Origin of the sequence: Limnohabitans sp. (assembly GCF_044361985.1) — a bacterium.
In the GTDB taxonomy this organism is placed as follows: Bacteria; Pseudomonadota; Gammaproteobacteria; order Burkholderiales; family Burkholderiaceae_C; genus Limnohabitans_A.
This window is the reverse complement of sequence record NZ_JBIKHV010000005.1, coordinates 21,986-36,932: the sequence shown is the minus strand read 5'-3', so window position 1 is coordinate 36,932 and position 14,947 is coordinate 21,986. Positions and strand designations below refer to the sequence as shown.

Sequence of the window (14,947 nt, the reverse complement as noted above, 5' to 3'; positions counted from 1 at the left end):
CCCTTGCCTTCAGGCTGACAATGGCGGCCTCTTTTGGTGCCAAGTTGTCACGCGCTGGAAAGCATCGGCCATCTTCAACAACTTGCCCTCATGAAATTCTCTGCCCACCAGTTGAAAAGCCACGGGCAAGGCATTCACAAAACCTGCGGGTACGCTCAACGAAGGCAGCCCCAAATAGTTGATGCCCCGATTGCAATGCGTGATGGCCGATATCTTCTTGGCGATCTCGCTCCAGTCACCCTTGGTGGTTTCGGAGATGCTGGGAACAGGTACCGGTATGGTGGGCAGCAACGCACAGTCAGCGTCTGCCATGGACATGTTCACCCATTGCAAAGCCAGCACTTTTTTGGCGGTGATGGCTTCGTAATAATCCATGCCGCTGAAATCAAAACCAGGCTTGAAACGCGCGAGGACTTGCTCTGCGTAATCTTGCGGCCGCTCCCGGATCCAGTCTTTGTGCAATGAAGCGGCCTCGACCGTCAGGACGATCGACATCATGCGGTTGATAACGGCCATGTCGGGTGGCTCGGTGCTGATGATGGAGGCCCCCAGGTCTTCAAAAACCCGACAAGCCTCAGCGATGCAAGCGGCCACACCGGCATCCAAATGTTCCAGGTAATACCCACCAGGAACCGCTATTTTCATGCCCCGCACCTGGCCATCGAGCATCGCTTCGTAATCCGGCACGGCTTGCAGGCTGGTGCTACTGTCCAGTGGATCGAAACCCGCAATGACCTTCAGCAAGCGGGCGCAATCGCGAGCGCTTCGGGCCAGGGGCCCGACACAATCGAGCGACCTGGACAAAGGCATCACACCAAAACCACTGACTCTTGACCACGTTGGCTTAAGGCCCGTGACGCCACTCATGGCCGAAGGGTGGCGAATAGAGCCACCCGTATCGGTGCCCAAGGAGGCACAGGTCAACATGGCTGCAACCGCCGCACCTGAGCCACTTGAAGAGCCGCCCGGGCAGTAATCTGTGTTCCATGGGTTGCGTACATGACCGTAGTGCGCATTGAACCCGGTGGGGCTCATGGCGAATTCAGCCATGTGCAAAAGCCCCATGTCGATGGCACCCGCCTCGTCCAGACGCGTCAATGAGGTGGCGGTCACCTCAGGCACGAAATCCCGCGTGATGATGGAGCCGTCATTTGTTTTTCTGCCACGGCGATAAAACAGTTCCTTGTGGGCCATCGGTACGCCGTGCAAAACACCCAATGCCCCCCCTTTTGCACGCTGCACATCCGCACTGCGCGCAGCGACCAACGCGGCATCCGATTGAAGAGAGGCCACACAATTGAGCTGAGGGCCCCATTGTTGAAGACGATCGAGCGCAATTTGGGTCAGTTGCTCCGAGCTGACCTCATGGCGCGCGATCGCATCTGCCGCTTCGCACAAACCCAAATTAGCGAGTTGGTCTGTCATGACTTTTGCCGTTGGTGGTTAACGAACACCCAAAAATCGCTGCATGGTGTCGCGGTCATTCATGAGCTCGTCGGCCAGGCAGTGGTGAACAATTTCCCCGGTTTCCATCAAGTACACCTCGTGGGCCACCGAGAGCGCGCTGTAAAGATTTTGCTCAACCAACAAAATGCCCAGACCGGTTTTTCCCAGTTCGGCCACAATTTCTTCCAGGTGCTGAACCATCACAGGCGCCAGCCCTTCGGTCGGCTCATCCATCAACAACATTTCGGGGTCTGTCATCAGTGCCCTGGCCACGGCCAGCATTTGACGCTCACCCCCCGACAGTTGTGTGCCCAGATTGTTTTTCCGCTCTTCCAGGCGTGGAAACAATTCATAAATTCTCTTGACCGTCCATTGGCTGCTTTCACTTTTGGAGGCAAATACCGTCAAGTGTTCCGTCACACTGAGTGAGGCAAAAAGCCGTCGTCCTTGGGGCACAAACCCAATGCGCTTGCCGGCAATGACGTGCGGACTGAGACCGACCAATTCATGACCGTCGTACTGGATGCTGCCTTTGCTGATGCGGGGCGGATTCAAACCCATGATGGAGCGAATCAGGGTGGTCTTGCCCATGCCGTTTCGTCCCAGCAAAGCCACCACCTTGCCTTTGGGCACTTTCATGTTGACACCCCGCAGGATGTGGGCGTCACCGTAATAACTGTGCAGATCGTTGATTTCAAGCATGGCGCGGCTTTCCCAAATAAACCTCTTGGACCTTTTCATCGACACGGATCTCATCAGGCGTTCCCCCGGTGAGCACTTGTCCGAAATGCAGGCAAGTGACGAAGTCGACCAAGCCCAGGGCCAGATCCATGTCGTGTTCAATCAATATCAAGGTGAGATCTCTTGGCAGTGCGTTGATGACATCGGCCATCTTCACGCGTTCGGCCGGTGACAAACCGGCAGCCGGCTCATCGAGCAACAGCAGCTTGGGTTTTTGCACCAGGGCCATGGCCATTTCCAATTGCCGCTGCTCACCGTACGACATGGTTTTGACTTCGGTGTTGCGCTGAGCGGTCAACTGCGAATTTTCAAGCGCCAAATCGATGGCTTCTTTTTCTGCAGGATTGGACTGGCCGCTGCCAAACAACGCAAATTTTCGACGCGAGAGTCCGCAAACTGCCAAGCGAATGTTTTCCTGCACCGACAACTGTGGAAACAGATTGGTGATCTGAAACGTGCGCGAAATGCCCAGACTGGCACGCTTGTTGGTTGTGAAGCGGGTCATGTCCACGCCGTCAAACTGAACCGTGCCGCTTGAGATGGGCACCACACCTGCAATGGCGTTGAACAATGTGGTTTTCCCGGCCCCATTGGGACCAATGATGGCTCGCCTTTGGCCTGCAGGCACCGACAAGGTCACACCGTCTACAGCCCGCAAAGCACCAAAGGTGACGCTCACGTTTTGAAGAGAAAGAATGGAATTCGTCACAAAAATATCCCTAGATGACCAGTGTGTCTGAGGGGGCTCAAACACACTGGTTGGCGTACTTCAAGGCTGATTGATCCAGTGATCAGGATTTCTTGATACCCTGAAACTCACGGCTGTAAGGAGGCTGCTTCATGTAAACCTCAGGATCGTATTTGCCAAATTGCGAAACGCTTGGGTAAACCTCAATCGGCACGTTCCAGAATTTGCCATCAGGCCTGGCTTTTGTTTCACGAATGAACACGTCATAGACGGGGTTGCCATAGCGGTCCAACTTGACCGGCCGACCCAATGGTGAGTTGGTCAACTCGGTCGACTTGACTGCATTGAGCAGTGCCGTCTTGTCCTCCACCCTGCCATTGATTTTTTTGATCGCTTCGGCAATCCACATGGCACCCGAATAAAGCGAAAAACCGTAAATCGAGGGCAGTTTTTCGTAGGCGGCGGTGTATTCGGCGACAAACTTCTTGGTGGCTGCGTTGTCAGCGCCCTCGGCAAAGTGAGCGGAAGAAATGATGCCACCCGCCTCAGCACCCAGGGTGCGAATCACAGATTGGTCCGTCAGGTTCATGGCGCCGTACATGGGCAACTTGCCCTGCAGACCAAAGTTCTGAAATTGCTTGATGAAGCGGTTGGCGTCAGCGCCTGTCTCCATGACGAAGACCGCATCAGCCCCTGCGTTCTTGATTTGTGCCAGGTAAGGGCTGAAGTCCGCCGTGTTGATGGGGTGCCAGAACTGCTGCACCACTTGACCACCCAATTCAGTGAAGGTTTGGCAGAAGCCACCGCACTGCTCATGGCCAAAGGTGTAATCCTGGGAAATCGTCACGATCTTGCGGACTTTTTTCACGTTGTACGCATATTCAGCCAATGGCCGAGGCATTTGGCTGGCGGAATAACCTGCAACACGGACGATGTTGGGTACCGCTTTGCGCTGCGTCAATTCATCGGCCGCCACGACGGGAATGAAATAAGGTGTTCCGCTGGAGCGCGCGTACTCGGAAATCGCCAAACCGGTGTTGGCCAATACGCTGCCCATTAGAAAATGGACATTGCGCTGCTCAACCAACCTGCGGGATTTTTGCAAAGCCATATCCGGGTTGGAACCGTCGTCTTCAATCACGATTTCAACCTGACGGCCCGCCAGCGTCAAACCGTTTTGCTTCCAGTACAACTCGAAGCCCTCCACCAGTTCTTTGCCTCCAGCAGCCAGCACACCCGTCAAGGGTGACAGCAATCCGATGCGTATAGGCCCAGTCTGGGCCTGCGCAGTATTGACCCATGGGGCTGCGCCAGCGGCAGCAGTCAACCCTAGGGATTGGATGAAATTTCTACGTTTCATGATGCACTCCTGATTAATGAACAAACAAAGGAAAAAACAACTCGGCTCTCTGACCTCTAGCGCTGACCTCTTGCGCTTACTTCTTCTGACGGGAATTGATGAAATTACGGGCGGCCCCAAGGACGCCGGTCGGCGCAAAGATCATGGTGAAAATGAACATGAAGCCCAGCACCATCAACCAGCGTTCGGTGTACAAACTGACCACGTTTTCCAAAGAAATGACCAGGATGGCCCCGATGATGGCGCCAAACAAGGTACCTACGCCGCCCACAATGGCCATCAGCAAACCCTCGACCGACTGCGCCAAAGCCACGGTTGAAGGGCTGACAAAACTGTTGAAGAATGCGTACAAGGCGCCCGCAATGCCAGCGAAGAAGCCCGACACCACAAAGCCAATGAACAAGTGCAAGGGCACGTTGTAGCCCAGTGTTCGCATGCGCGACTCGCTGTCCCGAATCCCTTTCAATGTGAGACCGAAGGGTGAATTGACAAACTTCCACATGCAGAAGGTCACCACCGAAAAGCAGGCTGCAACAAAGTAATACAGATTCTGTTTGTTGAGCAACCACGCCGGCGCCACACTGCCTCGAATGCCGTTTTCACCTCCGGTGACAGAGGTCCAACGCAGGCAAACACCCCAGACGATCATGCCGAGCGCCAGGGTGAGTAAGATGAAATAAACCCCTGAGGTTCTGATCGCCAAAGCAGCAAAGATCATGGAAATGACCACGGCGGCCAGCACCCCCAGCATTGCGCCCACCCACACCGAGCCGCCCACCACGGTGACGTAGTGCAAAACCACGTAGGTGGCTACGCCAAAGATGGCGCCATGACACAAGGAGGTTCGCCCCGTGAAGCCAGCCATGATGTCAACCGACATGGCCAGCATCGCAAAAATCAAGATTTCGGTCGCAATGCTGGTTTTGTAACCAGGCAAGAGCGTGGGTATCAGCGACAGAGCAACCAAGCCCAAAGCCGCATACAACATTTGCTTTTTAGTGAACAACATTCAAGCCACCTTTCCGAAAAGACCCAGGGGTCTAAAGGCCAACAAAATCGCCATGGGTCCGAAAATCACAAAGTAAGCCAGCTCAGGGAACCAGACCTGACCAAATGTGGACAGCATGCCCACCAACAAACTGCCCACAGCAGCACCCTTCAGGCTGCCACGCCCACCAATGATGACCACGGCCAGGCTGTAAACCAGAATCTCGGAGTCGGCCGTGGGATACAGGGTCAAGAATGCGCCCCCCATTACCCCGCCCAAGCCCGCCAAAGCCGAGCCCAGCATGAAGGTGTAAATGAACACGCGACGAATGTCCACGCCCATGGCGGAGACCGTTTCGGCATCATCGACCCCGGCCCGGATCAATGCCCCCAAACGTGTTTTGGTGATCAGCAAACCGAGCGCGATGAAAATCACAATGCCCACCAACAGCACAAACAATCGGTAGATCGGATACGTGATTTCCCCGAATTCAGCGGGGCCATCCAGGAAAGCAGGCACCTGAATGCTGAAGGTGTCACCCCCCCAAAGCACCAGCGCCAGGTCGTTGAGCACAAATGCCACACCCAGCGTGAGCAGCACCTGCCTGAGTTCGACACCACGCACAAACCGCAGCAGGCCATAGTCGATGAACAAGCCGATCAGGGCAACGCCAACGGCCGCCCCGATGGCCCCCAAAAAGAAATTGCCCGTGAGGTTGGCCACCGCCAACCCCAAATACCCACCAAAAAGGTACAGGGCGCCATGGGCCAGGTTGACAATGCGCATCAGGCCAAAGATCAGGGTGAACCCGCTGGCCACAACGAACAGCAAGGCTGCAAAAGTTGCGCCATTGAGGAGTTGAAATATCGTCATCGACACGGTAGATTCATCCTTTTAGATTGGGACTTTCGCCACTTTAAACACACCACTGATCCTGCGCGAGTCGGCTTGAGGCATTCAAAAACCAAGGCCTGAGCCGAACTCAAAACTGCGACGCCTGCGATCCGTACCAGTCAAGAATCTGCTCCCCAGTCCAGAACAAAACGTCTTTGCGTGCACGAATTTCGGTCAACAACTGCTTGTAATATTTGAGCCGATGGGGGGCGCCCATGATGTAGGGGTGCACCACCAACGCCATCACCCTGGCCGAATCGGCCGAGTCTTCGTAAATCTGCTCGAATTGATCGATGCCCCGTCGGTAGTATTCCGAAGCCGTGTGGTGCTGAATCAGCATCATCGCCACGTCGTTGCATTCTTGCGTGTAGGGCACATTGACGATGGGCTGGTGCCGTGTTTTCAAATACACCGGCTGGTCATCCAGCACCCAATCGCACACGTATTCATAACCGTTTTCAGACAGCAAGTCAGGGGTGTGCCAGGTTTCAGTCAAGCCAGGACCCAACCAGCCACGTGGCCGCTTGTGGGTAAAGGCCTTGATCGCATCGGTTGTCCTGGCGATGTCTTCCTGCTCGTTTTCCACCTTCTGCATGTTGCGCTGGGTGTAACCATGCCCCATGAATTCCCAGCCCCGATCAAGGGCCGCTTGAGAAATCGGTTCATAGGCCTTGATCGCCGATCCGTTGATCGCCAACACGGCCTTGATGTCGAGTTGGTCCAGCACTTTCAACATCCGCCAAAAACCCACCCGGTTGCCGTATTCATGCCAAGCCCAGTTGGGAATATCCGGCATGGGCGAGCCTCCGGCAGGCGGCGTCAGCACGGTTCGGGGCATCGTTTGCTCGATGTCCCACTCCTCAATGTTCACGATGTTCCAAACCACCATGCGGGCGCCACCTGGCAGCTTCAAGGGCTTGCGCGCATTGATCGGTGAATACTTGATCCGGTCCAGTGGCTTCATGCGATTACCTCCTGTCACCGATGGTGATTTCAAGATCGCTCAAGCCATCCACGCGGCCCAGCAAGCGGTCACCCGGAAGCACCGGCGCCACCCCGGCAGGCGTGCCGGTATAAATCAGATCGCCCTCACCCAGGTCGTACAAGTGGGAGAGGTTGCTGACGATCTCGGGCACAGTCCAGATCATCTTTTCAATCACAGAGTCCTGCTTGGCTTGCCCATTGACCGAGACAAAGATACGCCCTTGGCGGATGTGCCCAACCTCAGACACGGGGTGCAGTTGGCCACACGGCGCTGATGCATCAAAACTTTTACCGATCTCCCAAGGCAAGCCCTTTTTGCCAGACTCACGTTGACGGTCGCGCCGGGTCATGTCAAAACCCACCGCATAACCAAAAATATGGTCGAGCGCTTGCTCCTTGCTGACCGCACGCCCTGCTTTGCCGATGGCCACCACCAACTCGACTTCAAACTGGAAGTCATCGGTCGCAGGTGGATAGGGCAGTGACTGGCCACTCAGGACCAGCGAATCCCTGGGTTTTTGAAAGAAGAACGGTGGATCGCGCTCATCCGACTCTTTCATTTCCCGAATGTGCTCGAGGTAATTGCGCCCGACGCAATAAATCCTTCTGACAGGAAAGCTGGCGTCGGTTCCGGCCACCGGAACGGCCACCACAGCAGGCGCCTGGATGACGTAAGTCATTACTTGGCCGTCTTTCTGGCTTCTTGGTACCAATCCAGAATTTGTTCACCGTTCCAGTGCATCACACCCGTGTGTTTGGCCATGTGCTTGTAAACGTCCTCGAGGTACTTGATGCGAAATGGCTGGCCAGAAATGTAGGGGTGAATGGCAATGGCCATCACGCGTGGGCGGTCCGAGCCTTCCTGGTACAAGCGATCAAAGGTGTCGATGCATTTTTGCGTCCAATAAGACGCCTCATGATGCTGAACGGCCATCATGGGAATGTCGTTGTTTTCAACCGTATAAGGAATGGTGACCAAAGGCCCATGCTCGGTCTGGATCTCGGTCGGCTCTTCGTCGTAAACCCAGTCACCAATGTATTTGATACCTGCGGCTGCAAGATGGTCAGGGGTTTCATTGGTCTGCGTCAAGCCTGGGCCAAGCCAGCCCACAGGCCGCTTGCCGGTGAATTTTTCAATCACATCCAGTGAGCGTTTGATCATGGCAGGCTGGTCGGGCTCAAGGTGAATCGGCCCCTGCTGGTAGCTGTGACCCATGAATTCCCAACCCGAATCTAGGCAGGCCTGAGCTACCCGGGGGTAATCTTCACAAACACGGGCATTGATGGACAAGGTGGGCTTGATGCCGAGTTTTTCGTACATCTCATGGAAGCGCCAAAAACCTACCCGCATGCCGTATTCGTGCCAACTCCAGTTGGCAACGTCGGGCAACAAAACAGCCCCGGTCGGCGCCGGAATCACCTGACGGGCCATGGGCTTGCTGATGTCCCAAACCTCCAGATTGACAATGGTCCAGACAATGATCTTGCCGTCGTTGGGCAACTTCATGACCGGACGGTCAACAATGGCGCTGTAGGGCACCCGCTCTCGAGGAATCATGGTCATGCGGTCACTCCTTTATTTCTGGACGTAGTTAATTTCCCAGCTCTCAACAATCTGGCTGCCTGCTTGCTTCAATATCACGGACATCGGGCACCGGGCGTTCAAGTCTTCACGCAAGCGGACCATGTCTTGTTCGGTGCCTGAAGTCGTCGCCTTGACCATCAACTCGATGGTGGGAAAAGGCACCGGCACATCAGCAACCCGGTCTATGCCGCGGTGATCCAAATGGCCAAGCACATCAATTTTGTCGATCTTCAAATCGATCTTCATTTCCATGGCGATGCGCCGCGCAATCACGTTGGTGCACCCGATCAAAGCACCCAGCAGGGTCTCCAAAGGGGTCGGCCCCACATCGGTGCCGTGCCGGTAAGGCGGCTCATCGATCACAAAGGAATGACCGCGCACGCGAACCTCGGTCAGGCTGGCGGTAGGCGCGTAACCTTCAAGCGCCACCTTGATCAATTTGTGCTCTTTGACATTCAACACGCTATTTCCTTTTTGAGAAGATCAAGGCTGGGCCTGATGAGGGACTCCAAACTGTGAAAGTTAAAAATAGCCCCCTTCTTTTGCCAAGCCTTGACATTGGCCAGCGTCACGGGCAATCCAAAACGCTCACCTTGGGCCATTATTTTTTCGGCAATTTCGTCGAGTGCTTGTTGTACCTGGGGCACGGTGATGTCGCCGCCAAATCCCATGCTGTGGGACAAATCGTAAGGGCCAATCAGGAACACATCAAAGCCCTTGACGGCCAAAATTTGGTCGATGTTTTCCATGCCCGCCTCAGATTCAATCTGAGGGATGATGATGATGTCTTTGGCCCTGGCACCACAGGCATAGCGCACTGTTTCCAGAATTGAATGGGCCTCTTGTGCGGTCTCCACCCGGGGGATCACCAAGCCATCGATGCCTCGGTCCAGGTAGCTCACCCAATCTTCCACGTTACGGGTTTTGCTGCGCACCACGGCGGCAGCACCATGGTGCTGGGCGGCACGGGCCATGGGCCCCACGGATTCAATGCCGATACCAGCGCGCTCACAATCGATGAACAAAATATCAATGCCCAATCGGGACACCAAATCGGCCACATCGAAGCCACCGGCGAAGGTGTTGATGGCCAACACAGGCTGGTTAGCCTGAATTTTGTTCTTGGCGTTTGAACGGGCCGTCATGCTGTCTTTTTCAAATCAGTCAAGGACATGACTTCAGCGCTGGTCATCACAAAACCCAAGGCCGTTCGAATGCACAGCAAGGCCGCATCGTGCAAAGCGGGGTCGTCCATGGTGTCCACACAATCGCTGGGCACAATCACAGCGTAATCTCTGGAGCAGGCTGCCGACACCGTCGACAACACACAGCTGTTGGTGTTAACGCCCGTGACGATCAAGGTGTTGATGCCATGCGCTCGCAAAGTAAAGTCAAGATCGGTGCCAATAAAGCAGTCATACCGCTTTTTGGTGTTGACGATCCAATCCTTTGCCGGATCGATCACCTGGGGCATCACCGTACAACCGGGTGAGCCCTGAATGTTGTGGCGTTCCACATTTTTCCGTGTGGCGTTGGGATCGTCGGCACGCGTTCTCCAGAACGGGTTAGAACGGATCTCAGGCACATCGCGGTACGTGGTCACCATGTGGATGACAGGCCAATCCTGCTCCCGACACCAGCCAAAAAGACGCGAGGCATTGCCCAACACCCGATCGGCTTGGGCTTGCGTTTTGACGGGCATGGTGGCCACAGAAAGATCCATGTGCCCCCGATGCAAATCGATCGCGATGACCGCTGCCTTGACTTTGTCCACACCGAAGTTCATGGCTGCCTCAAATCAAAGGGTTGTGCGAAGTACTCAACAACTTTTTCTGGTTGATACCGAATCGGTCTGCCAACCAGTCCGCCAGGATTTCCTGGCCAATGGTCGGGTTGTCGTGCTGGCAGTGCTCAGCGCCCGTCTCTTCTTCAGACAACAACCTTAACGTGACATCCACACCTTTGGCTTTTCCGTAGTCGTAAACTTTTTGGGCTTGAGACACGGTCAGCACGTCATGACCACCGTGCATCACCAAAAATGGGCATTTCATGTTTTCGAGGTGCCCGTCCAGCGTGAAGTCGCGGGCTTTTTCCATCGATTCCTTCATCGTCGGCTTACCGAACACCCACTTGATGTGCTCGGCCAAACCATGCTCTTCTGAGGCATTGCCCCACAGATCGGTGATGGCCCAGATCGCACCGTGCGCGATGCAGGCGGCCAAGCGAGGCTCGTAGCAACCGGCGCGGGCTGCGTAATAACCGCCCAAGCTTGAACCTGCCAGCGCGATGCGCTTGGCGTCCACATCGTCACGCTTTTCCAACCAGTCAATGCACCTGCCAATAGGCACTTCGGTGTCCACCCGGTTGACCACTTTGTGACGGCGCAAGGTGCCTCCCTGGCCTGGGCCATCGATCATCAAGACCGAGATGCCACGCTGAAGCGCTCCATGGGCCTGCATGAACCACATTTCGTCTTTGATCGAATCAAGGCCACCCATGCAAATCAGCACAGGCTGGCGCTTCTCGGGGAAGGGTGCGCGCACAAAATAGGCGCAAATGTTGACGCCGTTTTCGTAGGGGATTTCCACTGCTTCGCCAGCAGGGTTCAGGTGCGAAATGAATTTCTTGCTGCAAGCTTCCATTTTCTCGAAGGTTGCCAAGCGGCGGGGATCTTCGGGCTTGAGGAAAAATTCGGCTTGACGGTAGTTGTTGGCCGCACGCAAGTAGCAATTCATGGCGGTTTTGATGTGCCCAATGCCCTCTTCTTCACAACCCCGATCCCAGTTGCGATTGCCGACATGCATCCATTCTTTGTGCCAACTCTCCAGGTCACCAGGAATCATGCGGCTTGCAGCCTGAAATGCTTCACTGACCGAGCCACCGCCCTCTTGGGTCTCACCCAAACCTCGGCGAAACTGATAGGCAAGCCAAGGATGGTCAGGCCAATGGTGCCAACCGTAGGGCTCGTAATGAGGCAAGCGGTTTTCAGTGATTTTTTCGATCAGATTGTCTTCTGCCATTTGGAAAGCTCCAGCTGATAAATTCCAGATACATTCACCACTTTCAAGTGACTTGAATGATGGTACGCCTTCCAAAAAAGTCTGTCTATATTTTTTTTCCAGTAATTACCCGGCGAATTAAAGTAAACAATTCAAGCGGCATGCTGGCGCATTTGCAAAGGCTTTTTGGCTGCCCACTGAACGCGCGCAGAGGCCTTGTCACGGCCAAGAAATCCAACGGGACGCAGGGGCCGATCAGGCCACCTCGCCCAGACGCCCCTCGCGAAAATCTGCCAAGGCCTGGTAGATCTCTTCCTTGGTGTTCATGACAAACGGGCCGTATTGCACGATCGGCTCCTTGAGGGGTTTGCCTGCCACCAAAATCAGCTGGGCATCTTTACTGGCCTCGATCACCACCCCATCGGCCTGCGATGCGTTGGCCAAAATCGCCATGCGTTGCGCTGGCACGGCCTGTCCTGCGATGCTGACTTGGCCTCGGTAAACATATACAAAAGCGTTGTGCCCAGCAGGCAGCGCTTGCTCAAAGCGTGAGCCCATGGGCATGTGCGCATCGAGGTAAATCGGCTGGGTGATCTCGCGGGTCACTGCACCCTGCACGCCATGGCTAGAACCGGAAATGACCGTCACCGCCACGCCTTCTAACGTCTTGAATTGCGGCAACTGCGCGTTTTGAAAATCGCGGTACCAGGGGGTGTTCATCTTCTCCGAGCTGTGCAAATTCAGCCAGAGCTGAAAGCCCTCCATCACGCCCGCATCTTGCTGCGGGATTTCAGAATGGATCACGCCCTTGCCAGCCGTCATCCATTGCACCCCTCCGTTTTGCAGCAAGCCTTCGTTGCCGGCGCTGTCGCGGTGCAGCATGCGTCCGGCGATCATGTAAGTCACGGTTTCAAAGCCCCGGTGCGGGTGGTCCGGAAACCCGGCGATGTAGTCGTCGGGCTTGTCGCTGCCAAAGGCATCCAGCATCAAAAACGGGTCGAGCCGGTGCTGCAGGTCTTGCGTGAGGATGCGGCTGAGCTTGACGCCCGCGCCGTCCGATGTGGCTTGGCCAGCCACCAGGCGCTCGATGGTCCGGGAAGTGGCAACAGGGTGGGGGGCGGCAGGACTGGACAAGGAATTCTCCTTTGAAATTTGGGATAAAGCTTACACCTGCATCCAACTCCGCAAGCGCTCATGCGCCTGCCCTTGCCAATCCGGCGGCAACTGGTGCTTGGCTTGCAGGTAGTGGTGGGTGTAAACGTCCAGGTAGGCCTGCAAGGTTTGAGCGACATGGGCCTCACCGGCCAACTCGAAGCAAAGCGAGGCGACTTCGCTGGTGCAAAAGTGGTCATCGCGCCGTGAACGACGCAGTTGGTAGCGCGAGACTTGCTCAGGGTTCAGACTGAGCACCGGCAAGGTGTTCAGGTACGGGCTTTTGCGAAACATCTTGCGCGCTTCGGGCCAGGTGGCATCAAGCAATATGAACAGCGGTCGCTGGCCTGTCGGCGTGGTTTGAATCTCGTGCACGACCCTTTCTGGCAGCACGAATTCACCCGGGAAAACCACATAAGGCTGCCACTGCGGATCGGCCAGCAGCGCCAGCAAAGCCGGGTCGACCTCGGTGCGGGCCCAGCCAAAAGCAAAGGTGTCTTGCACCACGTCAGCAATCAGCCAGCCGGTGTTGCTGGGCTTGAGCGGTTCGATGTCGGCCATCAACAAACACACGCCAGCCCGTGTGGACAACACGCTGCGCACAGCGCACATGCAGTGGCTGGGCACCAAACGGCAGCCGGCGCAGCGCTGGCCTTTGATGCCTCCGCGCGCCAGAAAGGGTTTGATGCTGCGGGCCAGTCTGGCGCTGCGCAAACGTGAAACGGCGTGCGGCTCAAGCGCCAAAGTGGGGACGGGCCGAGGCACGGTTTGGGGCACCGCCTCAAGCCGCTGTGGACATGCGCAATCTGCGGGCAGCATCTTCGGCCCGTGCATCGTCGATTTCACGCAGCACAGCGTGCATGTCCACATCGGCATGGGTCCGGTCAAAGCGCCCAGTGAGTGGGGTGTCGTTGCCCAGCAATCCGCTTTGGTACAGGCTCCAGATTTCAGGGCCGTAGTCGGTTTTCAAAAGGGTGGGCGCAAACTGCCCAAAAAAATCACGCAGGTTGCCCACATCGCGCATCAGCATGCGCTGCGCATGGTTGTTGCCTGCGGCATCCACGGCTTGTGGCAAGTCGATGATGACGGGTTCGTCCACACCGGCTGCACCCTCTTCGCCCGGAACATGCGCCAGCAAGATGTTGAACTCTGATAAATCCCCGTGCACCACACCCGCGCACAACATGCGCACCACCTCGGCAATCAGGGTCGCGTGGTGCTGCAAAGCTTGCTCGGGGGTGAAGGCCACATCGTTCAGGCGCGGGGCAGCATCACCATGCACATCGGTCACCAACTCCATGAGCAACACACCGTCAAAAAAATTGTACGGACGGGGCACACGCACGCCTGCAGCGGCCAGCCGATACAAGGCATCCACCTCGGCACTTTGCCAGGCGGCCTCTTGCTCTTGCCGGCCAAACTTGCTGCCCTTGGCCATGGCCCGGGCCGAACGCGAATTTTTGACCTTGCGGTTTTCGGTGTAGTCCACCGCTTGCCGGAAACTGCGGTGCGTGGCTTCTTTGTAGATCTTGGCGCAACGGGTTTCTTCTCCGCAGCGCACCACAAACACCATCGCCTCTTTGCCACTCATGAGTTGGCGCACCACGGTGTCGATCAGGCCCTCTTCAATGAGGGCTTGCAATCTGGGTGGCGCCTTCATCCAGGACGGTGCAAGGCACAGAGTTTGTTGCCATCCGGGTCACGCAAATACGCCAGGTAAATTTTGCCGGCAGGGGTTTCACGAAAACCAGGTGGGTCTTCGCAGGTGGCGCCCCCGTTGGCCACACCCGCTGCATGGAAAGCGTTGCCCTGCTCAGCAGACTTGACCGAAAAGCCAATCGTGCTGCCGTTGCCGTGGGTGGCAGGATCGCCGTTGATGGGCGTGGTGATGGCAAAAGTGCCTGTAGGGCTGCGGTAGAAATACCGGTTTTTGTTGGCCACTCCGGGGCCCAGGTCCAGCGTGCCCAGCAGGGCGTCGTAAAACTTTTTGGAAACTTCCAGGTCACTCACACCCAGCATCACATGACTGAACATTGCGTTCTCCTTTGAAACCCGGCATCGGGCGAATTGAATTCGGACAATGTTACTTGATGAACAGACGCCAGGGCGT

Annotated in this window: 17 protein-coding genes; all 17 read right to left on the bottom strand. The window is 56.0% G+C overall.

The features are described from left to right. Nucleotides 1–9: 9 nt before the first annotated feature. Nucleotides 10–1,425 carry an amidase gene (locus tag ACIQ3A_RS02055; protein WP_396430095.1) on the bottom strand — a complete coding sequence of 472 codons (1,416 nt, stop codon included), beginning with the start codon at nucleotides 1,423–1,425 and terminating at the stop codon, nucleotides 10–12. 18 nt (nucleotides 1,426–1,443) lie between these two features. Next, nucleotides 1,444–2,148 carry an ABC transporter ATP-binding protein gene (locus ACIQ3A_RS02050; protein ID WP_396430094.1) on the bottom strand — a complete coding sequence of 235 codons (705 nt, stop codon included), beginning with the start codon at nucleotides 2,146–2,148 and terminating at the stop codon, nucleotides 1,444–1,446. Continuing rightward, a complete protein-coding gene (locus ACIQ3A_RS02045) occupies nucleotides 2,141–2,896 on the bottom strand; it encodes an ABC transporter ATP-binding protein (protein ID WP_396430093.1) in 756 nt (251 codons plus the stop codon). Before ACIQ3A_RS02045 ends, ACIQ3A_RS02050 begins: the two co-directional genes overlap by 8 nt. An 82-nt stretch (nucleotides 2,897–2,978) precedes the next feature. Then, nucleotides 2,979–4,235, bottom strand: a complete 1,257-nt coding sequence (locus tag ACIQ3A_RS02040; protein WP_396430092.1) for an ABC transporter substrate-binding protein — start codon at nucleotides 4,233–4,235, stop codon at nucleotides 2,979–2,981. 76 nt (nucleotides 4,236–4,311) lie between these two features. Then, nucleotides 4,312–5,244 carry a branched-chain amino acid ABC transporter permease gene (locus tag ACIQ3A_RS02035; RefSeq protein WP_396430091.1) on the bottom strand — a complete coding sequence of 311 codons (933 nt, stop codon included), beginning with the start codon at nucleotides 5,242–5,244 and terminating at the stop codon, nucleotides 4,312–4,314. Then, complete coding sequence (locus ACIQ3A_RS02030) at nucleotides 5,245–6,096, bottom strand: branched-chain amino acid ABC transporter permease (protein ID WP_396430090.1); 852 nt, start codon at nucleotides 6,094–6,096, stop codon at nucleotides 5,245–5,247. Nucleotides 6,097–6,205: 109 nt separating this feature from the next. Then, on the bottom strand, nucleotides 6,206–7,081 hold the full coding sequence (locus tag ACIQ3A_RS02025) for a polysaccharide deacetylase family protein (RefSeq protein ID WP_396430089.1): 876 nt from the start codon (nucleotides 7,079–7,081) through the stop codon (nucleotides 6,206–6,208). A 4-nt stretch (nucleotides 7,082–7,085) separates the two neighbouring features. Further along, a complete protein-coding gene (locus tag ACIQ3A_RS02020) occupies nucleotides 7,086–7,781 on the bottom strand; it encodes a fumarylacetoacetate hydrolase family protein (RefSeq protein WP_396430088.1) in 696 nt (231 codons plus the stop codon). Further along, nucleotides 7,781–8,665, bottom strand: a complete 885-nt coding sequence (locus tag ACIQ3A_RS02015; RefSeq protein WP_396430087.1) for a polysaccharide deacetylase family protein — start codon at nucleotides 8,663–8,665, stop codon at nucleotides 7,781–7,783. Before ACIQ3A_RS02015 ends, ACIQ3A_RS02020 begins: the two co-directional genes overlap by 1 nt. A 12-nt stretch (nucleotides 8,666–8,677) precedes the next feature. Then, the gene (locus tag ACIQ3A_RS02010) at nucleotides 8,678–9,148 is read right to left on the bottom strand and encodes an OsmC family protein (protein WP_396430086.1); all 471 of its coding nucleotides are present in this window, start codon (nucleotides 9,146–9,148) and stop codon (nucleotides 8,678–8,680) included. After that, entirely contained in the window at nucleotides 9,142–9,831 is a 690-nt protein-coding gene (locus ACIQ3A_RS02005) for an HpcH/HpaI aldolase/citrate lyase family protein (RefSeq protein WP_396430085.1), read from the bottom strand. The genes ACIQ3A_RS02010 and ACIQ3A_RS02005 overlap by 7 nt, the downstream gene beginning before the upstream one ends. Further along, the gene (locus ACIQ3A_RS02000; RefSeq protein ID WP_396430084.1) at nucleotides 9,828–10,472 is read right to left on the bottom strand and encodes a cysteine hydrolase family protein; all 645 of its coding nucleotides are present in this window, start codon (nucleotides 10,470–10,472) and stop codon (nucleotides 9,828–9,830) included. The genes ACIQ3A_RS02005 and ACIQ3A_RS02000 overlap by 4 nt, the downstream gene beginning before the upstream one ends. A 7-nt stretch (nucleotides 10,473–10,479) precedes the next feature. Further along, nucleotides 10,480–11,706: an alpha/beta hydrolase family protein gene (locus ACIQ3A_RS01995; RefSeq protein ID WP_396430083.1), complete on the bottom strand. Its 1,227-nt coding sequence runs from the start codon at nucleotides 11,704–11,706 to the stop codon at nucleotides 10,480–10,482. 234 nt (nucleotides 11,707–11,940) lie between these two features. Beyond that, nucleotides 11,941–12,819 carry a pirin family protein gene (locus ACIQ3A_RS01990; RefSeq protein WP_396430082.1) on the bottom strand — a complete coding sequence of 293 codons (879 nt, stop codon included), beginning with the start codon at nucleotides 12,817–12,819 and terminating at the stop codon, nucleotides 11,941–11,943. 30 nt (nucleotides 12,820–12,849) lie between these two features. Next, nucleotides 12,850–13,656, bottom strand: coding sequence for a tRNA-uridine aminocarboxypropyltransferase (locus ACIQ3A_RS01985; protein WP_396430081.1), 807 nt, complete (start codon nucleotides 13,654–13,656; stop codon nucleotides 12,850–12,852). Next, nucleotides 13,619–14,497, bottom strand: a complete 879-nt coding sequence (locus tag ACIQ3A_RS01980) for a PA4780 family RIO1-like protein kinase (RefSeq protein ID WP_396430080.1) — start codon at nucleotides 14,495–14,497, stop codon at nucleotides 13,619–13,621. The genes ACIQ3A_RS01985 and ACIQ3A_RS01980 overlap by 38 nt, the downstream gene beginning before the upstream one ends. Next, a complete protein-coding gene (locus ACIQ3A_RS01975; RefSeq protein WP_396430079.1) occupies nucleotides 14,494–14,871 on the bottom strand; it encodes a VOC family protein in 378 nt (125 codons plus the stop codon). The genes ACIQ3A_RS01980 and ACIQ3A_RS01975 overlap by 4 nt, the downstream gene beginning before the upstream one ends. Between the last annotated feature and the right edge of the window lie 76 nt (nucleotides 14,872–14,947).